At 70.7% G+C, this 20,789-nt stretch carries 22 protein-coding genes; 8 read left to right on the forward strand and 14 right to left on the reverse strand.

The genetic code is table 11. From position 1 onward, the window contains the following. Positions 1 to 4 precede the first annotated feature (4 nt). The 7 genes from QRX50_RS04795 to QRX50_RS04825 form a co-directional block, all read right to left on the reverse strand. On the reverse strand, positions 5 to 799 hold the full coding sequence (locus QRX50_RS04795; RefSeq protein WP_285970755.1) for an NADH-quinone oxidoreductase subunit C: 795 nt from the start codon (positions 797 to 799) through the stop codon (positions 5 to 7). Further along, positions 796 to 1,344 (reverse strand): NuoB/complex I 20 kDa subunit family protein, encoded by a 549-nt coding sequence (locus QRX50_RS04800; protein WP_220245978.1) that lies wholly within the window; start codon positions 1,342 to 1,344, stop codon positions 796 to 798. Before QRX50_RS04800 ends, QRX50_RS04795 begins: the two co-directional genes overlap by 4 nt. A 4-nt stretch (positions 1,345 to 1,348) precedes the next feature. Further along, complete coding sequence (locus QRX50_RS04805; protein WP_285974362.1) at positions 1,349 to 1,765, reverse strand: NADH-quinone oxidoreductase subunit A; 417 nt, start codon at positions 1,763 to 1,765, stop codon at positions 1,349 to 1,351. 485 nt (positions 1,766 to 2,250) lie between these two features. Then, positions 2,251 to 3,543, reverse strand: coding sequence for a geranylgeranyl reductase family protein (locus QRX50_RS04810; RefSeq protein WP_285970756.1), 1,293 nt, complete (start codon positions 3,541 to 3,543; stop codon positions 2,251 to 2,253). Positions 3,544 to 3,545: 2 nt separating this feature from the next. Then, on the reverse strand, positions 3,546 to 4,244 hold the full coding sequence (locus tag QRX50_RS04815; RefSeq protein ID WP_285970757.1) for a demethylmenaquinone methyltransferase: 699 nt from the start codon (positions 4,242 to 4,244) through the stop codon (positions 3,546 to 3,548). A gap of 743 nt (positions 4,245 to 4,987) precedes the next feature. Beyond that, positions 4,988 to 6,091 carry a glycosyltransferase gene (locus QRX50_RS04820; RefSeq protein WP_285970758.1) on the reverse strand — a complete coding sequence of 368 codons (1,104 nt, stop codon included), beginning with the start codon at positions 6,089 to 6,091 and terminating at the stop codon, positions 4,988 to 4,990. Between the two features lie 3 nt (positions 6,092 to 6,094). Beyond that, complete coding sequence (locus QRX50_RS04825; RefSeq protein WP_285970759.1) at positions 6,095 to 7,165, reverse strand: glycosyltransferase family 4 protein; 1,071 nt, start codon at positions 7,163 to 7,165, stop codon at positions 6,095 to 6,097. Positions 7,166 to 7,389: 224 nt separating this feature from the next. On the opposite strand from QRX50_RS04825, the gene QRX50_RS04830 reads away from it, so the two are divergent. Then, the gene (locus QRX50_RS04830; RefSeq protein ID WP_220245973.1) at positions 7,390 to 8,232 is read left to right on the forward strand and encodes an inositol monophosphatase family protein; all 843 of its coding nucleotides are present in this window, start codon (positions 7,390 to 7,392) and stop codon (positions 8,230 to 8,232) included. Between the two features lie 59 nt (positions 8,233 to 8,291). Here QRX50_RS04830 and QRX50_RS04835 read toward each other — a convergent pair whose 3' ends face one another. Next, entirely contained in the window at positions 8,292 to 8,765 is a 474-nt protein-coding gene (locus QRX50_RS04835; RefSeq protein WP_285970760.1) for a DUF3592 domain-containing protein, read from the reverse strand. A gap of 119 nt (positions 8,766 to 8,884) precedes the next feature. Continuing rightward, positions 8,885 to 10,399 (reverse strand): M1 family metallopeptidase, encoded by a 1,515-nt coding sequence (locus QRX50_RS04840; protein WP_285970761.1) that lies wholly within the window; start codon positions 10,397 to 10,399, stop codon positions 8,885 to 8,887. A 136-nt stretch (positions 10,400 to 10,535) separates the two neighbouring features. On the opposite strand from QRX50_RS04840, the gene QRX50_RS04845 reads away from it, so the two are divergent. Beyond that, positions 10,536 to 11,264, forward strand: coding sequence for a phosphotransferase enzyme family protein (locus QRX50_RS04845; protein ID WP_285970762.1), 729 nt, complete (start codon positions 10,536 to 10,538; stop codon positions 11,262 to 11,264). Between the two features lie 5 nt (positions 11,265 to 11,269). Here QRX50_RS04845 and menD read toward each other — a convergent pair whose 3' ends face one another. Further along, complete coding sequence (menD, locus tag QRX50_RS04850; protein WP_285970763.1) at positions 11,270 to 12,946, reverse strand: 2-succinyl-5-enolpyruvyl-6-hydroxy-3-cyclohexene-1-carboxylic-acid synthase; 1,677 nt, start codon at positions 12,944 to 12,946, stop codon at positions 11,270 to 11,272. A gap of 96 nt (positions 12,947 to 13,042) precedes the next feature. Here menD and QRX50_RS04855 point away from each other — a divergent pair, with 96 nt between their 5' ends. The 4 genes from QRX50_RS04855 to QRX50_RS04870 are packed head-to-tail and all read left to right on the forward strand — an operon-like array spanning position 13,043 to position 16,222. Beyond that, positions 13,043 to 13,966, forward strand: a complete 924-nt coding sequence (locus tag QRX50_RS04855) for a 1,4-dihydroxy-2-naphthoyl-CoA synthase (RefSeq protein ID WP_285970764.1) — start codon at positions 13,043 to 13,045, stop codon at positions 13,964 to 13,966. Positions 13,967 to 13,982: 16 nt separating this feature from the next. Continuing rightward, a complete protein-coding gene (gene menE / locus QRX50_RS04860) occupies positions 13,983 to 15,134 on the forward strand; it encodes an o-succinylbenzoate--CoA ligase (protein ID WP_285970765.1) in 1,152 nt (383 codons plus the stop codon). A 52-nt stretch (positions 15,135 to 15,186) separates the two neighbouring features. After that, positions 15,187 to 15,318: a hypothetical protein gene (locus QRX50_RS04865; protein ID WP_285970766.1), complete on the forward strand. Its 132-nt coding sequence runs from the start codon at positions 15,187 to 15,189 to the stop codon at positions 15,316 to 15,318. Between the two features lie 34 nt (positions 15,319 to 15,352). Continuing rightward, positions 15,353 to 16,222, forward strand: a complete 870-nt coding sequence (locus tag QRX50_RS04870) for a 1,4-dihydroxy-2-naphthoate polyprenyltransferase (protein ID WP_285970767.1) — start codon at positions 15,353 to 15,355, stop codon at positions 16,220 to 16,222. Positions 16,223 to 16,509: 287 nt separating this feature from the next. On the opposite strand, the gene cds1 is transcribed toward QRX50_RS04870, so the two are convergent. From cds1 to QRX50_RS04885, 3 genes are read right to left on the reverse strand one after another with little or no spacing between them, the layout of a single operon-like run. Continuing rightward, positions 16,510 to 17,586: an L-cysteine desulfhydrase Cds1 gene (gene cds1 / locus QRX50_RS04875; RefSeq protein ID WP_285970768.1), complete on the reverse strand. Its 1,077-nt coding sequence runs from the start codon at positions 17,584 to 17,586 to the stop codon at positions 16,510 to 16,512. Beyond that, positions 17,583 to 17,894, reverse strand: a complete 312-nt coding sequence (locus QRX50_RS04880) for a DUF4229 domain-containing protein (protein ID WP_285970769.1) — start codon at positions 17,892 to 17,894, stop codon at positions 17,583 to 17,585. Before QRX50_RS04880 ends, cds1 begins: the two co-directional genes overlap by 4 nt. An 11-nt stretch (positions 17,895 to 17,905) precedes the next feature. Then, the gene (locus QRX50_RS04885) at positions 17,906 to 18,379 is read right to left on the reverse strand and encodes an Lrp/AsnC family transcriptional regulator (protein WP_285970770.1); all 474 of its coding nucleotides are present in this window, start codon (positions 18,377 to 18,379) and stop codon (positions 17,906 to 17,908) included. Positions 18,380 to 18,755: 376 nt separating this feature from the next. On the opposite strand from QRX50_RS04885, the gene QRX50_RS04890 reads away from it, so the two are divergent. Beyond that, positions 18,756 to 18,968, forward strand: a complete 213-nt coding sequence (locus QRX50_RS04890) for a BldC family transcriptional regulator (RefSeq protein ID WP_072474890.1) — start codon at positions 18,756 to 18,758, stop codon at positions 18,966 to 18,968. A 154-nt stretch (positions 18,969 to 19,122) separates the two neighbouring features. Further along, entirely contained in the window at positions 19,123 to 19,308 is a 186-nt protein-coding gene (locus tag QRX50_RS04895) for a hypothetical protein (RefSeq protein ID WP_220245962.1), read from the forward strand. A gap of 72 nt (positions 19,309 to 19,380) precedes the next feature. On the opposite strand, the gene QRX50_RS04900 is transcribed toward QRX50_RS04895, so the two are convergent. Continuing rightward, entirely contained in the window at positions 19,381 to 20,751 is a 1,371-nt protein-coding gene (locus QRX50_RS04900; RefSeq protein WP_285970771.1) for a MinD/ParA family ATP-binding protein, read from the reverse strand. Between the last annotated feature and the right edge of the window lie 38 nt (positions 20,752 to 20,789).

The raw sequence follows: 20,789 nt of genomic DNA on the forward strand, positions 1-20,789 counted from the left end.
GTGCTCACGAGTACGACCTCCGCTGGTCCGGCGGCGGGATCTCCGCGCCCTTGTATTCGACCGGGATCCCGCCGAGCGGGTAGTCCTTGCGCTGGGGGTGGCCGTCCCAGTCGTCCGGCATGAGGATGCGGGTCAGCGCCGGGTGGCCGTCGTAGACGATGCCGAACATGTCCCAGGTCTCGCGCTCCTGCCAGTCGGCCGTCGGGTAGAGCCCGACGAGCGAGGGCACGTGCGCGTCGTCCACGTCGAGGGTGACCTCGACGCGGATGCGGCGCCGGTAGGTCATCGACGTGAAGTGGTACACGGAGTGCAGGCGCTGCGGCACGTCCACGCCGTAGTCCACGCCGGACACCGAGCTCAGCAGCTCGAAGCGCAGGCCCGCGTCGTCGCGCAGCACGCGCGCGATCTCCACGAGGTGCTCGCGGTCGACGTAGAAGGTGATTTCGTCGCGGTGGACCGTGGTCTGCAGGATCGCCGCGGCCGGAACCTTGTTGTCCGCCAAGGCCGCGTAGAACTCGTCGGCGAACTCGTCGAACCAGCCGCCGTACGGGCGCTCCGCCGGGGGCGGGCTGTAGGCGGGCAGGCGCACACCGCCGTAACCGGAGGTGTCACCGCTGCCGGTGACGCCGAACATGCCCGTGCGGGCGCGGCCGGCCACAACGGGTTCCGCAGGAGCCGCGGGGGTCGTGCCCTGCGGCTCGAGGCCGGCTTCGGGCCGTTCGGCGCTGGACTGCTCGCCACCCGGCTCGGGCTGCTGCGGGGTTTCTGGGGTTTCGGGGTTGTCGGCCACCGGGCTCACTTCTTCGCGTACTTGATCGACGAGGCGATCAGCTCGGTACGCGCGCCACTGGCCGCGCGGATGGCGGCGCGGCGGGCGTTGATCGGCTCGTCCTGGATCTTGGCGTGCAGCTTGAGGATCGCGTCGAGCAGCATCTCCGGGCGCGGCGGGCAGCCGGGCAGGTACATGTCGACCGGCACCACGTGGTCGACGCCCTGCACCACGGCGTAGTTGTTGAACATGCCGCCCGACGAAGCGCACACGCCCATCGCGAGCACCCAGCGCGGCTCGGCCATCTGGTCGTAGATCTGGCGCAGGACGGGCGCCATCTTCTGCGTCACGCGGCCGGCCACGATCATCAGGTCGGCCTGGCGCGGGGTGGCGGAGAAGCGCTCCATGCCGAAGCGCGCGATGTCGTAGCGGGAACCGCCGACCGTCATCATCTCGATCGCGCAGCACGCGAGCCCGAAGGTGGCGGGCCACAGCGAGTTCTTGCGCGCCCAGTTGACCAGGCCCTCGAGGCTGGCCAGCAGGATGCCGTTGGGGAGTTTCTCTTCGAGGCCCATGGCTTCAGTTCCAATCCAGGCCGCCGCGCCGCCACACGTAGGCGTACGCGAACCCGACCGTAACGATGAACAGCACGATCTCCACCAGGCCGAACACACCGAGCGCGTTCGCGTTCACGGCGAACGGGTAGAGGAACACCATCTCGATGTCGAACAGGATGAAGAGCATCGCCGTGATGTAGTACGCCACCGGCATCCGGCCGCCGCCGACGAGCGGCTGCGGCGAAGGCTCGATCCCGCATTCGTAGGCCGAGAGCTTCGCCTTGTTGTAGCGGCTGGGGCCGACGAGCGGGCCCAGCAACACGGACAACGTGGCGAAACCGAGCGCCAGCACGAACAACAGGACGAGCGGCAGGTACACCTTCAGGCCAGGCGCGGCCGCAGCTCCACTGGGGTCGGCCTGCGCCAGCACGGGCAACATCAGCACGGGGTCTTCGCCATCCTTTCCGCGCCGCTGCGGGTTGCTTCTCGGGCGGTGGTCCGCTTCCTCGTCGGCACCCTAAGGGAGCTGGGTCACACCGCCGAGGGTCAGGGCACCCTTACGGCCCGTGGCCGGGCCGAGGGGTGCTTGTGAAATAGTTCACAAGCCACTCGTCGTGGATGTGAAGCGATTCACAAGCATGGGGGGAGTGTAGGACGCGACTCACACGGCCGTCTCTAGGGGCCGTGGTATAAGGCTTACCTAACTTGGCCGCCCGGTCAGGACGGTGCAGCGCGGGTTGCACTCGCGGGACCAGCGATTAAGGGGTTGATTACCGGCCCGGCCGGGGACAATCCGGACGTGATCTTGTGACGTATCCCACCTGACCGGCCGGGCAACCATTGCTCCAGCCGGGTACTTGCCCACGTTCCGCTCAACGCGCCCCAATGCGGCGTTGGTTGCGTTGCACGAGGCAGCGAGGGGCGTCAGCGGGGGCTGGGCGTGGCGCGGGCGAGGGCCGCGATGAGGCGGTCGACGCCGTCGCCGCCCTTGGCGTCGTAGCAGCCGGAAAGTCCCTTGTACACCAACGGAAGGATCTTGTTGATCCGCAGACCGTACTTGGTGCACACGTGCATGACCTTGGGGTTGCCGATGAGCTTCGCGAAGACGTTGCCGAGGCGGTAGTAGCCGCCCATCAGCTCGCCGACAGCGCGCGGGTAGCCCTGCAGCGCGCGCTCACGCGAAGGGCCTTCGGGGCGGGCCAGCGCCTGCACGACGAACTCCGACGCGAGCTGCGCGGACTCCATCGCCGCGGAGATGCCTTCGCCGTTGAACGGGCTGACCATGCCGCCGGCGTCGCCGAGCAGCAGGAGGCCGTCGCGGTAGTGCGGGGTGCGGTTGAAGCCCATGGGAAGTCCGGCGCCGCCGACCTTGCCGATGGCGTTCTCCTCGCGGTAGCCCCATTCCTCGGGCGTGCCGTCGAGCCACTGGCGCAGGAGCGCGCGGTAGTCGGTGTTGCGGAAGGAGGCGGACGTGGACAGCATGCCGAGCCCGACATTCACGGTGCCGTCACCGAGCGGGAAGGCCCAGCCGTAACCCGGCAGGAGCTTGGGGTTTCGCGGGTCCGAGCGGTCCCACAGCTCGAGGTGGCCCTCGATGAACGGGTCGTCGTGGCGCGGGCTCTTGTAGTACCGGCGCACGGCGACGCCCATGGGGCGCTTCTCGTTCTTCTCGATGCCGACGCTCAACGCGAGCCGCGCGGACACCCCGTCACACGCCAGCACGAGCGGCGCGCGGTAGCTCACCGGCGTCTTCTCGGGGCCGACCTTCGCCTCGACGCCGATCACGCGGCCGGACGGGCTGGTGATGGCGTTGGTGACGGTGGTGCGTTCGTACAGGCGCGCGCCGGCCTTGACCGCGGTCTTGGCCAGCAGGTCGTCGAAGTCCTGGCGCGTGCGGGCGACGCCGTAGGGCGGGTAGCTGGTGAGGTCCGGCCAGTCGAGCTCCAGCGTGAGGTCGCCGGTGAGGATGCGCAGGCCGCGGTTGCGGACCCAGCCGTTCTCCTCGCTCGTGTCGATCCCGAGGTCGATCAGCTGCTTCACGCCGCGCGGCGTGAGGCCGTCGCCGCAGACCTTCTCGCGCGGGAACTCGGTCTTCTCCAGCAACAGCACGTCGACCCCCGCGCGCGCGAGGTACGTGGCCGCGGTGGAACCGGCCGGTCCGGCGCCGACCACGATCACTTCGGCGTCGTGGTCCGGGCTGCGGCGGGAGATCGTCATGTTTACGAGTCTACGGAGGGCTTCTTCGCGCGGTGAATGGCGACGACGCCGAATGTGAGGTTCAGCCACTCGACCTCGGTCCAGCCCGCGCTCGCGATGATCTCGCCGAGCGCCCGCTGGTCGGGCCACGCGAGCATGGATTCGGCCAGGTAGGAGTAGGCCTCGGGGTTCGTCGACGAGCGGCTCCCGACCCACGTGAGCAGGTTGAGGATGAAGCGCCGGTAGATGAACCGGATGGGCGCGAACGTGGGCGTCGACACCTCGCAGATGACCAGCCGTCCACCTGGCTTGACGACACGCAGTATTTCGGTGAGGGCGGCTTTGGTGTCGACGAAGTTCCTCAGCGCGAGGGAGATCGTGACGGCGTCGAACGAGTCGTCCGCGAACGGCAGGTGCAACGCGTCGGCCGCGACCATCGGAAGCTTCCGCCGCAGGCCCGCGCGCAGCATGCCGAGCGAGAAGTCGGCCGCGACGCAGTAGGCGCCGCTGCGGGCGTACTCGACCGTGGAGACGCCGGTGCCGGCCGCCAGGTCGAGCACCTTCTCCCCCGGCTTGGCGTCCAGCACCCGCGCCGTGGTGGTCCTCCACCGCCGGTCGAACCCGAACGTCATGAACGAGTTCGCCCGGTCATAACCGGACGCCACGCCGTCGAACATCGCGGCGACTTCGTGCGGATCCTTGTCCAGACTGGCGCGGGGCATGCCTCGAATCTAGACAGTGGTGTGCGGGGTGGGTGCTGAGGGTGGCTGAGGCGCTGGTCAGGTGGGCTGGGTTGGGAGTGGTCCGGGGTCACGACGGTGGGGGTCCGGTCGTGGGGTTGGCTCGGGGTGAGGGGGCCTCTCGCGCCTCTGCCGTGGCGCGAACGGTCCACTCGCGCGGTGCTGGCGGCGCGAACGATCCACTCGCGCGCTGCCAGCGGCGCGAACGATCCACTCGCGCGCTGCCAGCGGCGCGAACGATCCACTCGCGCGCTGCCAGCGGCGCGAAGAAAGGTCCGGTAGCGGAGCCGGGGTTGGCGCAAGGGAACCCTTCGCGATCGGACCACTCATACCCAGCACCCGGACTGAACGGCCCTACCGCGCTCATCGCATCGCGCGAACCGTCCTTTCGCGGCCCAGTTCGCGGCACGAGCAGTCACCTCGTGCTCGCCGCGCGGAGCTAAAGGACCACTCGCACCCAGCAACGGCGCGAACGGTCCACTCGTGCCCGGCGGATGCCGCGCCCGGTCCCCTCGTGCGCCGCGGATGGTGCGAATGGTCCGCTCGTGGCCGTAGCGCGGTGCGAAGGGACCGGTCGCGGTCGCGGTTCGGCGGGCCCAGGTCGGTCCGAGTGAGCTGGTCGGAGTGAGCTGGTCGGAGTGAGCTGGTCGGAGTGGGCTGGTCCAGAGTGGATTGATCCCGACGGACCAACCCCGAACCAACACCCGCCCAACCCCGGGCCGGCCTCAGCCGAGCGCGGCGAGCATCCCCCGCACCGACTCCGGCCACGCGAATTCCTCCGCCCGCGCCCGGGCGGCGGCGCGGCGGAGGTCTTCGGGGCTGTCGAGGAGGCCGGTGACGGCGGTGGCGAAGGCGGGGGCGTGGTCGTCGACGGCGGCGCCGCAGCCGGGGCGGACGATCTCGCGCAGGGCGGACGAGGCGGAGACCACGACGGGGGTGCCGGAGGCGAGGGCTTCGAGGGCGGCCAAGCCGAACGTCTCGTGGGGGCCCGGGGCGAGCGACACGTCGGCGGTGGCCAGCAGGCGGGCGACTTCGTCGCGGCCGGAGAGGAATCCCAGGAACGTCACGGGGAGGCCGCGGGCGCGGCGTTCCAGCGCGCGTCTTCGAGGCCCGTCACCCGCGATGACCAGGCGCACGCGGGCGCCGGACTCCGTCAGCTCGGCGACCGTATCCACGCTGCGCTCCACGTGTTTCTCGGGAGACAAGCGTCCACAGTGGACAAGCAGGGCATCCGCGCCACCGGCCAGGGAATGCCGCCATGAGTCCGAGCGCATCGTCGGCGCAAAGGTCGCCAAGTCGACGCCCAGGGGGACCCGGCGGACATTGGGCGCGGCGATCCGGTCGAATTCGGCGCGGGCGAAAGCCGTGGTGCACACGACCGTGTCGTAGCTGGCGGCCATCCGGCGGTTGGCGACGTCGGCGATACCGCGAGCGACCGGCCGTGGCAGGAGGAACTGCTCCAGCAGACGGTCGAGACGCTCGTGGGAAATCACCGTGCTGGGAACCCCGTTGAGGCGAGCCCAGGTGCCCATGCCGCGCAGCGTCAGCCGGTCCGAGACCTCCAGGCGGTCCGGCGAAAGCCGCCGCAGCAGGGACCGCACGCGATGCGGGTCGACGGCCCGGTAGCCGCCCGTGCCGGGGATCCGGGGCGCGGGCAGCGAGTACCGCCGCACGCCCGTGGGCAGTGTCTCCACCGCATACCGGGTGCCCGGCACGACGAGGGTCACGCGGTGCCCGCTGGCGACGTAGCCCGCGCCGAGGTGGTGCAGGGCCGTCCGCAGCCCTCCCGAGCGCGGCCCGTAGAAGTTCGCCAGCTGGACGATGTGCATCGCTCAGGCCGCGCGCGCGGCCCGGTCCTGCACGGCCTCGTAGTGCCCCACCAGCTCCCGGCACACCGCGGGCCACGTCCGCCCCAGCACTACCTTGCGGGCCTTCTCCCCCAGCCGCGCCCGCAGGGCCGCGTCGCGCAGGTCGTCGATGCGCGCAACGAGGGCGCGGCCGAAATCCTCCCGGTCGGCGGGCAGCAGGTAGCCGGTGCGGCCGGGCAGGACCAGGTCCTTCGGGCCGCCCGCGTCGGGCGCGAGCACCGGGAGGCCGGAGGCCATGGCCTCCTGGACGGCCTGGCAGAACGTCTCGTGCGGTCCGGTGTGGACGAACACGTCGAGGCTCGCGTAGGCCACGGACAGCTCGTCGCCGTACTTCGCGCCGAGGAAGGCCGCGCCGGGGAGGCGTTCGCGCAGGGACGGAAGCTCGGGGCCGTCGCCAACCACGACCACGCGGATGCCGGGCACGCCGGCCAGCGACACCAGGCGGTCGACCTCCTTCTCCGGAGCCAACCGGCCGACGAAGCCCACCAGCAGCTCGCCGTTGGGCGCCAGCTCGGCCCGCAACGCCGGGTCGGCGTGCGAAGGTGAGAAGCGGTCGATGTCCACGCCACGGGCCCAGCGGTGCACGCGGGGCACGCCATGCAGCCGCAGCTGCTCGACGGAGTCGGACGACGGCGCGAGCGTCCGGTCGGCCCGCGAGTGCACGCGGCGCACCCAGCGCCAGGCGGCGCGCGCGCCGATGCCGAAGCCGTACGACGTGGCGAAGCCCGCGATGTCGGTCTGGTAGACGGCGATCGACGGCACCCGCAGGCGCCGCGCGGCGGCCAGGCCGCGCGCACCCACCACGAAGGGTGAGGCCAGGTGCACCACGTCCGGGCGAAAGCCGCTGAGCGCCGTGAGCACGGTGCGCGTCGGCAGGCCGATCGGCAGGGAGTGCACGCCGGGCACGTCCAGCGCGGGGATGCGGACGACCGGTGCGCCGCGGTAGGACTCGGGCCCCGGTCCCGGCGCCACCACGAGCACGTCGTGAGCGCGGTCGACCAGGTGCTCGACGACCCGCAGCACGGAATTCGTCACGCCGTTCACCTGGGGCAGGAAACTTTCGGTGACTATGGCGACTCGCACCCGGCCACTGTCGCACCGGCGTGCGCGACCTGGGCCAATCCTTCGTGACAGCTCGGCCAACGGTGTTCGAACACTCCGAAGCGTCCGGGTCCGAATACAGTCCGTCGCCAGATTCGCCACGACATGTCACCTCAAGGTCGTGTCCCGGAAACCAGGACGGCCCAGACTAAGCAGGCATGACCCTCTTGTCCTCCAGGCCGTCGCAGCCCGTGGAGCCGGGGCTGCTCTCGAGGGCTCTCGAGGTGGCCGGCCGGCTGGCCAACGACGCCACCGACGTGATCACCGCGACGGCGGGCCGTGGTGCCCACCCCTCGACCCTGGACTCCCCTTTCGACTGGGTCACCGACACCGACCGTATCCTCGAGCGCCACACCCGCCGGGTGCTGACGGCCGAGTTCCCCGGGATACCCGTGGTCGGCCACGAGTTCGGCGCCGACCACGGCGCCGACGTGGCCGAGTACCGCTGGGTCGTGGACTCCGTCGACGGCACCGCCAACTACGTCGCCGGCGTGCCGTGGTGCGCCTACAGCCTCGCGCTGATCGACGCGTCCGGGCCGGTGGTGGGGGTGGTCGCCGACCCGTACCGCGCGCAGATCTACGCCGCCGCCCGCGGCCGCGGCGCCCGCGCCAACGGCAAGCCGATCCAGCTCGTCGACCGCCGCGTGACGGCCGGCGCCATCGTCTGCACGGAGCTCGCCCGCAAGGGGCCGTGGCCGGGGATGGGCGGCTTCATAGAGCGCGCGGCGGCCGCCCACGCGGGCGTGCGGGTGCTGGGCTCGGCCGCGCTGTCGATCGCGCAGGTCGCGCTCGGCCACGCCGCCGCGGCGGTGCTGCACAGCTACCACGAATGGGACGTCGCGGGCTCCGTCGCCATGGCCATCGAGGCCGGCGCGGTGGTGCTCGACAAGCACGGCGAGGACACGACCTTGCCGACGGATGGCCTTTTGGTGGCCGCTCCGGGCGTCGCGGACGAGGTGCTGAGCTGGTGGCAGGAGACGGCGACGGTCGCCACGACCTGACGCGGCGTTCGGGCGGCGACGCCGGCACTCGCCGGCGTCGACCTCGCGAACAACTCGGGTCAGGCGACCGGGACCTCCGGCACCTCGGTCGCCGCCCGGGCGGCCCGGTCGCGCTTGATCAGGCGGCGCAGCCACCACATCAGCGGGCCCGCGACCAGCCAGGTGAACAGGATCGTCGTGCCGAGCGGCAGGAGGGTGAGCGTCGCGGTGCGGCCGGCGACGCGGGCGGTGCGGTCGGGGTTCGTGACGTCGTACTCGATGGCCACGAGCTGGCCCGCCAGGAGGCCGGACGGGTAGAGGACGCCGTTGGCCGGGCTGTGGACGATGCCGTCCGGGCTCTGAAACTGGATGATCGTGCGATCGAAGTTCACGGACTCGACGGTGGCCGTGGCCGTGCCGAGGTGGGACTCGATGGCGTTGTCGTTGCGGATCGCCGCGAAGAGCAAGCTCACGCACATCACGGTGAGGAGCGAGGCGACACCGAGGACGGCGAACCACCCGATGCGCCTCGCCCGCTCACGCCTGACCGTCACGTCGCGAGGTTACCAATCCGGCCAAAAGTAGGCCGACCCCCACTCGGCACGTAACCGTTGCTACGAAGCCATTCGGCCGTGACTGTGCTCGGATTGGTAACGATCGGCACAGTAGAGCCTCACCGTTCCCCCGCGGCGGCGAGCATGCGGTGGTTGGCCCGGATCTGGTCGAAGGACTTCGGCTTGACCAGAGCGTGGGCCGCCGCCCGAGCAGCCGAAGCACCGTTCGGGCCGAGCGCCGGCTTGCCCTTGGTGAACAGCCACGTCTGGAACAACGCCTGCAGCGGCTTGCCCGACACCTGCTCGGCCAGCGCCTCGAACTCAGGGATCACGCCGTGGCCGCCGGCCTTGGTGGCCTGCCACTTCTGCAGGATGGCGAAGAACGCGTCGTCGCCGACGGTGATGCGCAAGGCCTGCAGGGCCATCGCGCCGCGGTCGTAGACGGCGCCGTCGAACTGGTTCTCCTCCCCCGGGTCGCCGGGCAGGACCTGCCAGAACGCGTCGTCGGCGGCGTAGGAGTCGTAGGCGTACTGCGCGAGCTCGGCCGTGGTGCCCTCGCCCTCGTGCTCGGACCACAGGTACTCGGCGTAGGACGCGAAGCCCTCGTTGAGCCAGATATCGCTCCACTTGCCGAGCGAGACGTTGTCGCCGAACCACTGGTGGGCGTTCTCGTGGGCGATGAGAGTGGTGTTCGCGCCGGCAACGAAGTTCTTCAGCCCATAGGTGGGCCGGGTCTGGTTCTCGAGCGAGAACGTGATGCCGCTGGTGACCACGCCGCCCTCGGCCTCGAACGGGAACGGCCCGAACTGCGCGGCCAGGAACGCGTCGATCTCGGGCGTCCGCTCGACGCTCGCCTTGGCCGCGTAGAGCGAGTCACCGAGGTCGGAGCCGTAGGCGGTGATGAACGGCTTGCCGTCCGGCGTCGTCGACTGGTTGACCTCGTACTTGCCCACGACGAACGACGTCAGGTACGTGGCCTGCGGCTTCGTGCTGCGCCAGTTCCAGCGCGTCCAGCCGGCGCGCGACTGGGTCTTGCGCACGAGGGTCCCGTTCGTGATGGCGGCGTTGCCGTCGGGCGCTTCGATCGAGACGTCGTAGGTGGCCTTGTCCGTCGGGTGGTCGTTGGACGGGAACCACCACTGCGCGCTCTGCGGCTCGTCGACGCCCAGCGCGCCGAACGCGCCGTGCTTCCAGCCGTGCAGCCCGTCGACGGCCTCGGTGGACGGCGTGTCGTCGTAGGCCACGACGACGGTGGTGGTCTGGCCCTTGAGCAACGGGTGCGCGGGCGTGATGACGAGCTCGCCGTCGCCGTTCTGGTTGGCGAAGGTCGCGGCCTCGTTGCCGACCAGCACGCTCTTGGCCTTGAGCGCGAAGTCGAGGTCGAACCGCGACAGGTCCTGCGTCGCGGTGAGCAGCAGGGTCGTCGTGCCCGCCAGCCGGTCGGAGTCCGGCTGGTAGGTCAGGCGGATGTCGTAGTGCAGCACGTCGGTGCCGCCGTTGCCGGCGTTGGGGTAGTACGGATCACCCACCCCCGGCGCCCCCGGCTGCGGTGCGGCCGACGCCACCCCCGCGACCAGCACCGACACCACTCCCGCCGCGACCAACCCGAGCCCGGCCCGACCTCTTCCACGCATGGCGTTTCCTCCCAGACGGTGATCAACGCGCTCGAACGTAGCCAGGGTTCGACTTGCGAGGTACGTCCGTTGGGAGGTTCTTGCCCGCTGGGACTCCGGGAGGTAATCACTTGACGGAGCGGCGATTCTTGATCGCGTGACGGAAGAACCGCTGGTCGGGAACGTGACAAGCGGCGTGGTCCGCGTCGGGGACACAGTGCGGCGCCCGGCGGGGCCGTGGACCGAGGCCGTGGACGCGGTGCTGGCGCACCTGCGTTCGGTCGGTTTCCGCGCGGCGCCGCGGCCGCTCGGGCGCGACGAGCGTGGCCGGCAGGTGCTGGAGTTCGTGCCGGGTGAGGTGGGCGGCCCGTACTCCCCCGCCGACCTGCGTGAGCTCGGCCGAGCGCTGGCCGAGCTGCACCAGGCACTGGCGGACTTCGTGCCGCCGCCGGACGCGGTCTGGCCGCGGCTCATTCCGCCGGACCGCGAAGAGCTGGTGTGCCACAACGACGTCGCGCCGTGGAACATCGTGCGCGCCGAGCGTGGATGGGTGCTGATCGACTGGGACGGCACGGCGCCGGCGTCGACGGTGTGGGACCTCGCCTACACCGCGCAGACCACGGCGGACCTGCGCACCGACCGGCCGGTCGCGGAGTCCGCCGCCTGCCTGCGCGCGTTCACCGACGGCTACGACCTCGATGAGCGTCAACGCGCTGAACTCCCGGCCGCGCTCGGCCGCCGCGCCCGCGCGATGCACGACTTCCTGCGGGCGAACACCGGCACGCAGCCGTGGTCGCGCATCTGGCGTGAGGACGGCCCGTACTGGCTCGCGACCGCCGGTTACCTCGACGGCCACCAGGACGCGTGGCGAGCCGCGCTGGGGTGAACGCGTCAGCCGTTGCCGACGGCCGAGGCCACGGCCTTGCGCAGGCGGGCGTGCAGGTCGCGGTGACGCGAGCGGTCCACGCGCACCTCGACGACCCGCAGGCCCGGTGCGGGCTTCAGGGCCCCACGGAACTCCGACACCGAGGTGGCCACCACGTGGGGCACCCGGTAGCCCGCGCACAACGCGCCCAGGTCGGCGCCGTGGGGAGTGCCGAACACTCGCTCGAAGCTGTCCGCGTGTTCAGGGGCGCCCTGTTCCAGCAACGAAAAGATCCCTCCGCCGTCGTCGTTGAGGACGACGATGGTGAGGTCCGGACGTTGCTCGGCGGGACCGGTGAGCAGGCCGGAAGCGTCGTGCAAGAACGTGAGATCGCCCAGCAAGGCGTACGAAGGCGCGCGGTGCACAGTGGCCGCGCCGATGGCTGTGGAGACTGTGCCGTCGATGCCCGCGACGCCGCGGTTGCGGTGGACCAGCACGTCGGGACGCAGCGTCCCGACCAGCGCGACATCGCGGGTCGGGTTCGACGAACCCACCACCAGAAGAGCGCCCTGCGGCAGGGCGTCCACCAGCTCCGACGCGACGCTCAACCCGCTGGGCCACGGCTCCTCGGCCAGAGCGCGAGAAACAGCCGCGGCCGCAGCCGCGTCGGCGCGTTGCCAGCCGGCGAGCCATTCCGGGTCCGCGGGCTTCGTCGGCTCGGCGAACCACTGACCGACCTGGCGGACGTTGTGCGCCGGCGCGGGCCAGTCGGAGTCCGGGCGGACCAGCAGAACCTCCACCTCGGGGTCCGAGAGCACCTTCTGGACCTGCCGGAACACCGTCGGCCGGCCGAGGCACAGCACCTGCTCCGGTTTGTGGTGCGAGATGAACTCCTCGACGCCCAGCAGCCACGCGCCCGACGAGATGGCCGTGGAGCCGGACAAGCCCAGACCACCGGTTTCGGAGACCACCGGCCAGCCGTGCTGCTCGGCCCACTCGCTGGCCGCCTGCACGCCGGTGTCGCACGCGATCACGAGGCCGTGGCGGGCCGAGGGCACCACGAACGACGGCAGGGCGCCGAAGTCGGGCAGCTCCGTCCAGCGTTCGCCGTCGGCGCGGCCTTCGGTCGACTCGTACCACTCGCCGTCATCGTCGAGGTCCGGGACGAGCGGCTCGCGGAACGGGATGTTCAGGTGCACCGGGCCGCTGCGCCACTCGCCGTAGGCGGCGTTCCAGGCGCGGCAGATCTGGCTGCGCCAGTAGGAGTTCTGGCCGGCGCGCCGCTCGGCGACGGCCAGCTCGTCGAAGTAGCGCACGGCGTCGCCGTAGAGCTGGTACTGGTCGATCACCTGGCTGGCGCCGGCGGACCGCAGCTCGGGCGGGCGGTCGGCGGTGAGCACGATCAGCGGCACGCCCGCGCGGTCGGCTTCGAGCACGGCCGGGTGGAAGTTCGCGGCCGCCGTGCCGGAGGTGCAGACCACCGCCGACGGCCGGCCCGTGCGGGCGGCGATGCCGAGCGCGAGGAACGCGGCGCCGCGCTCGTCGATGCGCACGTGGAGCTTCAGCCGGCCGGCCGCGGCCGCGTCGTAGAGCGCGATCGACAGGGGCGCGTTACGCGAGCCCGGGCAGAGGACGACGTGGGACACGGTGTTGCGGACCAGTTCGTCGACGATGACCCTGGCCTGCGCGGTGGAGGGGTTCACCGGCAGGCTCCGGGTAGGTCGCCCACGGACGCGCTACCTCCCGCGGAGGCGGCATCAGGCACAGCAGAGATGTCCACAGGTCCTATTCTCCCAAACGTGGATGACGCCCGAGTTTCCGAGCTGTTCGACCCCGCCGAGTGGACCGAGGTCGAAGGTTTCGCCTTCACCGACATCACCTACCACCGCTCCACCGAGAGCCGCTCCGGCAAACGGGTGGTCCGCGTCGCGTTCGACCGTCCGGAGGTCCGCAACGCCTTCCGCCCGCACACGGTCGACGAGCTCTACCGCGCCCTCGACCACGCCCGGATGAGCTCCGACGTCGGCTGCGTCCTGCTCACCGGCAACGGGCCGTCGCCCAAGGACGGCGGCTGGGCGTTCTGTTCCGGCGGTGACCAGCGTATTCGCGGACGCTCCGGGTATCAGTACGCGAGCGGGGAGACCTCCGACACGGTCGACCCCGCGCGCGCCGGCCGGCTGCACATCCTCGAGGTCCAGCGCTTGATCCGGTTCATGCCGAAACCGGTGGTCGCGGTCGTCCCGGGCTGGGCCGCAGGCGGCGGGCACTCGCTGCACGTCGTGTGCGATCTCACGCTCGCCTCCGCCGAGCACGCGCGCTTCAAGCAGACCGACGCCGACGTCGGCTCGTTCGACGCCGGTTACGGCTCGGCCTACCTCGCCCGCCAGGTCGGGCAGAAGTTCGCGCGCGAGATCTTCTTCCTCGGCCGCGACTACACCGCCGAGCAGATGCACCACATGGGCGCGGTGAACGAGGTCGTCCCCCACGCCGACCTGGAGAAGGTGGCGCTGGAGTGGGGCTGGGCCATCGTCGGCAAGTCCCCGACCGCGCAGCGCATGCTGAAGTACGCATTCAACGCGATCGACGACGGCCTCGTCGGCCAGCAGCTCTTCGCCGGCGAGACCACGCGGCTCGCGTACATGCAGGACGAAGCTGTGGAGGGCCGCGACGCCTTCCTGCAGAAGCGGGACCCGGACTGGTCCGACGTCCCGTACTACTACTGATCCTCCGGGAGACCTTGTGCGTGTGGTGTGGCTCGACGGGAGCGCCGAAGCGGTGTCCACCCTGGACACGGCCGTCGCGGCGGCGTTGGACGGCGGCGAGGCCGTGCTGCCGCTGTCCTCGGCCGACCCGGCGGCCCCCGGCGTGCTCGAGGCGATGGCGCCCGACGCGCCGGTCGAACCGGACACGGCCGTGATCATCGCCACGTCCGGGTCGACCGGGGCGCCCAAGGGCGTGCTGCTCTCGCCGGGCGCGCTGACGTCGTCGGCCATCGCCACACACGCGCGGCTCGGCGGGGCGGGCCACTGGCTGCTCGCCACGCCGGCGCACTACATCGGCGGCCTGCAGGTGCTGATCCGCGCGCGGCTGGCCGGGACGAAACCCGCGTTCCTGACCGGCACGGGCTTCCGGCCCGATGAGTTCGCCGCGGCCGCCGCGCCCGTGCTGGCCGAGGACGGGCCGCGCTACACGGCGCTGGTGCCGACGCAGCTCGTCCGGCTGCTCGACGACGGCGGGGCCGGGCTGTCCGCGGCGCGCGCGTTCGACGGGATCGTGCTGGGCGCGGCGGCGACGTCGGCGAAGCTGCGTACGCGGGCGGTGGAGGCCGGCGTGCGGATCGTTCCCGCGTACGGCATGAGCGAGACCGCGAGTGGCTGCGTTTACGACGGCGTGCCCCTCGACGGGGTGCGCGTGGAGCCGGACGCCGATGAGCGGCTGCGGATCTCCGGGCCGGTGCTGGCCCACGGCTACCGGCTCGCGCCGGAGCTGACGGAGGAGTCGTTCCAGGACGGCTGGTTCCGCACGTCCGACCGCGGCCGGCTGCTCGACGACGGCCGCGTCGAGGTGCTCGGCCGCGCGGACGACGTGATCAACACCGGCGGCGTGAAGGTGTCGGCCGGGTCGGTGGAGCGGGTGCTGGGCGCGATCAAGGGCGTGCGCGACGTCTGTGTGGTCGGGATCCCGGACCCCCAGTGGGGTGAAACGGTGGTCGCTCTGGTGGTCGCGGAGGGACCGGTCGCGCCCGAGACGATCAAGGCCGTCGCCCGGGAGGAACTGGGCGCCGCGGCCACGCCGAAACAGGTCGAGTTCGCGGATGAGCTGCCGCTGCGAGGCCCGGGGAAGATCGACCGGGCAGCCGTCAAAGCCCTGTTCGCCCTGCGGACGGCGTGAAATCCCGCCGGATCGTTGACAGGGTGCCAGTGATCACGGTTGCCTCGGGGGTATGACGAGGTGGACGAAGGCCGCGGTGGCGGTCGTGACTCTTGCGGTGGGGTTGCTCATCGGCGCTGGTGCCGCGTCGGCCGACGAGCCGAACAGCAGCGGGACCCTCACGTGGCAGGTCACGGGTTCCTGATCGGGTGAAGATCGCATGGCGTTGAATAACGACCATGGCGACAGTGAGTGAGTGGATCGAAGGCGCCCGCCCGCGGACGCTGCCCAACGCGATCGCGCCGGTGGTCGCGGGCGTCGGGGCGGCAATCGCGCTGGACGCGTTCTCGTGGTGGCGTTCGGTGCTCGCGCTGCTGGTCGCGCTCTCCCTGATCATCGGCGTGAACTACGCCAACGACTACTCCGACGGCGTCCGCGGCACCGACGAGAACCGCGTCGGCCCGCTGCGCCTCGTCGGCTCCGGCACGGCCGCCCCGAAGGCCGTTCTCGCCGCGGCGCTGGTGTGCCTGGGCCTGGCCGGCGTGCTGGGCCTGCTGCTCGTGGCCCTCACGGGCTTCTGGTGGCTGCTGATCATGGGCGGCGTCTGCATCCTCGGCGCGTGGTTCTACACGGGCGGCAAGAAGCCCTACGGCTACTACGGCTTCGGCGAGATCGCCGTCTTCGTGTTCTTCGGCCTCGCCGGCGTGCTGGGCACCGTCTACGTCCAGGCCGGCCGCGTCAGCTGGGCCGGCCTGGCCTGCGCCGTCGCCGTCGGCACCTTCTCCACGGCCGTGCTGACGGCCAACAACCTCCGCGACATCCCCACCGACCTCGAATCCGGCAAACGCACCCTCGCCACCCGCCTAGGCGACCAGGGCACCCGCCGCCTTTACCTCGTCCTGGTGACGGTCCCCTACGTCCTCACCGTGATCCTCGGCATCTGGCACCCGCTGCTGCTCATCACCCTGATCACGGCCCCCATGCTGCTCAAATCCGTCCGCGCCGTCGGCGGCGGCAAGGTAGGCCGCGAACTCATCCCCGCCCTCCGCGACACCGGCCTGGCCATGCTCGCCTGGGCCATCCTCAGCGCAATCGCACTCGCCCTCTGACCCCAAGCGAAGGCGACACAACGCCACCCACCCACCCATCCACCGCCCACCCACGCGACGAAACTTGCACCCAGACCCGCCCCGGCACCCCGATCCGAAGCCTTCTTGCCGCCGGCGAGCCGTTGTCAAGGCACGCTTTCCCGCCTTGACAACGGCTCACCGGCCGTCAACACAATCCAGCTTCGGGGTGCGCACCCAACGCAACACGCTCCCGCGAGAACCGAAACCCCAGACCACCCACCGCAACACGCCCCGCGAGGACCAAGAACCGTCCAAGAACGCAGGACCTACCCCTCAAACCGCCCACTCAACAAAAACTCATCAAACTTCCCCCGATACGGCGCGATGTCGATCCCCTGCTCCACCAACCACTCATCCGAGTAGTACGTGTTCGCATACCGATCGCCGCCGTCGCAGAGCAAAGTCACGACCGACCCAGCCTGCCCCTCCGCAACCATCCGCGAGATCAACAAAAACGCGCCATACAGATTGGTCCCGGTAGACCCACCAGCCCAATGTCCCGTGTGATCCCGCAACAACCGGATCGCCGCCAGCGACCCGGCATCCGGCACCGAGAACATCTCGTCGATCACCCCCGGCACGAACGACGGCTCCACCCTCGGCCGCCCGATCCCCTCGATCCGCGACGGCATGCCCGTCGCGTAGTCCAGCGCGCCGGTCTCCCACGCACCGAAAAAGGACGAGTTCTCCGGGTCGACCACGGCAACCTTCGTCGTGTGCCGCTTGTACCGCACATACCGCCCGAACGTCGCGCTCGTCCCACCCGTGCCAGCTCCGACGACGATCCACGACGGCACCGGATGCCGCTCCGCGCGCATCTGCGCGAACACCGACTCCGCGATGTTGTTGTTCCCCCGCCAGTCCGTCGCGCGCTCGGCATACGTGAACTGATCGAGATAGTGCCCACCGCACTCGGCCGCAAGCCGTTCCGCCTCCGGGTACATGTCCGGGGCACGGTCGACGTAGTGACACTCACCGCCGTAGAACTCGATGAGGGCGATCTTCTCCTTGCTCGTGCGCCGCGGCACCACGGTCACGAACTTGAGCCCCAGCATGCGCGCGAAGTACGCCTCCGACACCGCCGTCGACCCACTGGACGCCTCGATGAGCGTGGTGTCGGGGCCGATCTGGCCGTTGACCAGGCCGTAGAGCAGCAGCGACCGGGCCAGCCGGTGCTTGAGCGAGCCCGTGGGGTGCACGGACTCGTCCTTCAGGTACAGGTCGACGCCCCATTCCTGGGGCAGCGGGAAGACGTGCAGGTGCGTGTCGGCGCTGCGGTTCGCGTCGGCCTCGATGATGCGGACGGCCTCACGCACCCACGCCCGGTTGTGGAGCCTGCTCATGCGGCCTCGTCGCCCGAGTTGGCCGAGAGGTCACCGCGCAGCTGGGCGCGCAGGGCGGCCCGCGCGCGAGCCCGCGACTCGTTGCGCTTGGCCAGCCCGGCCGTCACGCGCGCGTTGAGCTTGCGGAAGAGCAGCAGACCCAGCGGCAGGCCCACGACGAGCCCAATGAGGAGGGACACCAGCAGCGGCACCCCGACCAGCGCCAGCACCCAGGCGACCACAGCCACGAGCGCGAAGCGCGCGACCAGGTACAGGGTCAGGTCACGGGGCAGGTGTTCCGGCGATTCGTGTTCCGGCGATTCGCTCACATCAAGGGAGGCTACGCCTTGTTCTCGGCCTCTTCGTCCAGGCCCGCGTTGTTCGGACGGCCCTCGAAGCGCGTCGAGAGGACCACCGTCGTATTGGTGCGCCCGACGCCCGGGATGCGCCGCAGCCGCCCGAGCGTGTGCTCCAGCTCGTCGACGGTCGACACGCGCACCTTCACCACGAACGCCTCGTCCCCCGCCACGGCGTAACAGCTCTCCACCTCGGGCAGCTCGCCGAGTGCCGCGGCCACGTCCTCGTCGGTGGCGGTGTCGGTCGGGTGGATGCCCACCAGCGCCGTGACGCCCAGGCCGACGGTGCCCGGGTCCACCATCGCGTGGTAGCCGGTGATCACCCCCGCGGCCTCGAGCTTGCCCACGCGCTCGTGCACCGACGAAGCCGACAAACCGACGGAGCGGCCGAGGTCGGCGTAGGTGGCCCGGCCGTTGACCCGCAACGCCGCGATGATCTTCCGGTCCAGCTGATCCACCGGGTCATTATGCTTCGCGGCCCGCGCCGGCCGCAGGGAAGGTAAGGCGCCCCGATCAGCAGACAGAGTGTCTACTGCGTCACAACGTCGCCGATGGTCCGCTATGGCCCGCGATGCCCCTTTGGCGTGTCTTTACCTGAGGCCGCCGCTCCGCAGAAGAAAACCTCCTGGTCAGAGCCATTTGAACAAGGACTTCACACGCGGGAGGACGCACGAGGTTATGTCCCTTTTGCACTTTAAGGGCTCTTTACTCAAGGACAACCGTTCGAGTACCCGACGGGTGAAGTGCCACGATTGCCGCGTTGGCTACCCCGGCGCGACGGGCGAAAGGCCCGATGCCTCCGGTATAGCAAGTAGGTCGTTAAGGAGGCGGAAAATGACCGCGACGATGGGCGGAAGGTTGCTCACCCCGGGTGAGGTGGCCGCCTTGTTCCGGGTGGACCCGAAGACGGTCACCCGATGGGCCACGGCCGGTCGGATCGGCTCGATCCGGACCCCGGGCGGGCACCGCAGGTTCCGCGAGTCCGAGGTGAACGAGCTCCTCGCCGAGCTCACCACCGACGCGAGCGAACCGGCCCGCAAGGCCTGAACCACCGCGACGAGAGGGTCGTGAGTGGTAAGAGGTGACTTCCCGCACCTCTTACCGGTCACGACCCTTCGTCGTACCCGGGGTTCGGGCCGCTTGAGCGTTTTGGGGCTAACCTGGGGAACCGGCAAGGCCTTGCACGACGGAAGGACCGGGCATGATCGCTCTGCTCGCAGCGGTGGGCGCCATCACCATCGCCGTTCTGTTGTGGCGGGCCTTCGGCGCGCAACGCATCGGCGTGCCCGATCGGCGGCCCACCCTCGCGCCCGACGACGACCCCGACTTCCTGCGCAAGCTCGGCGAGCAGCAGCGCAAGCGGCCCACCGACGACCCGGACGCCTGACCTCCGGCAAGACGTGAAAAGCACCCCAGCACGTGCGGCTGGGGCGCTTTCGCAACGCTTTACGAAACGGGCTCAGCGGTACTGCTGAGCCCCGAAGCCGTCGGCCACCGTGGCCGCCAGCTCCAGCAGCGCCAGGCGCGTGTCGCCGCCCAGGCGTTCCAGCTCGATCTCCGCGCCTTCCTCCAGGTGCGCGTCGAACGGGATGCGGCACACGGCGCGGACCTTCGCGCCGAAGTGGGCCGAGAGCTTGTCGAGGTCGACCGAGCTGCCCTTCGGGCGCACGGAGTTGATGACCACGACCGAGCGCTTCACCAGGTCGCCGTAGCCGTGGGCCTCGAGCCAGTCGAGCGTGGCCGAGGCACTGCGCGCGCCGTCGACCGAGCCGGACGAGACGACCACGAGCGAGTCGGCGACGTCGAGCACGCCCTTCATCGCCGAGTGCATCAAGCCGGTGCCGCAGTCGGTGAGCACGATGTTGTAGAAGTGCTCCAGCAGGTTGACCGTGCGCCGGTAGTCGGTCTCGGAGAAGGCCTCCGACACGGCCGGGTCCTGCTCGCTGGCGAGGATCTCCAGCCGGCTGGAGCCCTGTGAGGTGTACGAGCGGACGTCGCTGTAGCGGGTGATCTTCTCGGCGTCGCGCAGCAGGTGCCGCACGGTCGCCGTGGTCTCGATCGCGATCTTCTGCGACAGCGTGCCGCGGTCCGGGTTCGCGTCCACGGCCACCACGCGGTCGCCGCGCAGCGACGCGAACGTCGAGCCCAGCGTGGTCGTGGTGGTGGTCTTGCCGACGCCACCCTTGAGCGACAGCATCGCGATCTTGTAGCACCCGCGCAGCGGCTGGTTCACGCGCGCGATCAGCTCGCGCCGGCGCGTGTCGGCCGGGCTCTCGCCGGGGTTGAGCAGCTTGCCCGTGCCCACGTACAGCGCCTTGCGCCAGCCCGACTGCGGCGTGCGCTTCGCCTGCTTCACCAGGTGCGCGGTGGTCAGGTCGTCGGGCACGGCCGAGTGCCGGCCGCCCGGCTGCGGCAGACCCGAAGGCGCCTGCTGCGACGGCGGTTGCTGCTGCGGGTAACCCGCGGGCGGGTACTGCTGCTGCGGCTGCAACGGCGGGAGGTTCTGGTCGTACTGCTGCTGCGCGTACCCGGGCGGAACCTGGCCGGGCTGAAGAGGCTGGCCCGGCTGCGCTGCCTGACCCGCCTGCGCGACGGGCTGACCGGGCACGGCGTGGGGACCCGAGTTCGGGTTGGGCGAGGCCACGACCTGGGTCGGCTGGGCCTCGTACGCGTCCGCGGCCGGGTGCGGCGTGGAGTCCGTGCGTTCGTCGGAGAACAGTTCGGCCGCCGGTTCCGGACTCGGTTCGGGCTGTGCCTGAGCCTGCTCGGGCTGCCCTGGAACACCGCCGGACTCCGCCCGGGTGGCCGCCTCTTCGCTGGGTCCGGTCACCGCTGCCAACCTCCCGATCGCACCGCCTGCTGGATCCT

Origin of the sequence: Amycolatopsis sp. 2-15 (assembly GCF_030285625.1) — a bacterium.
Lineage (GTDB): Bacteria > Actinomycetota > Actinomycetes > Mycobacteriales > Pseudonocardiaceae > Amycolatopsis > Amycolatopsis carbonis.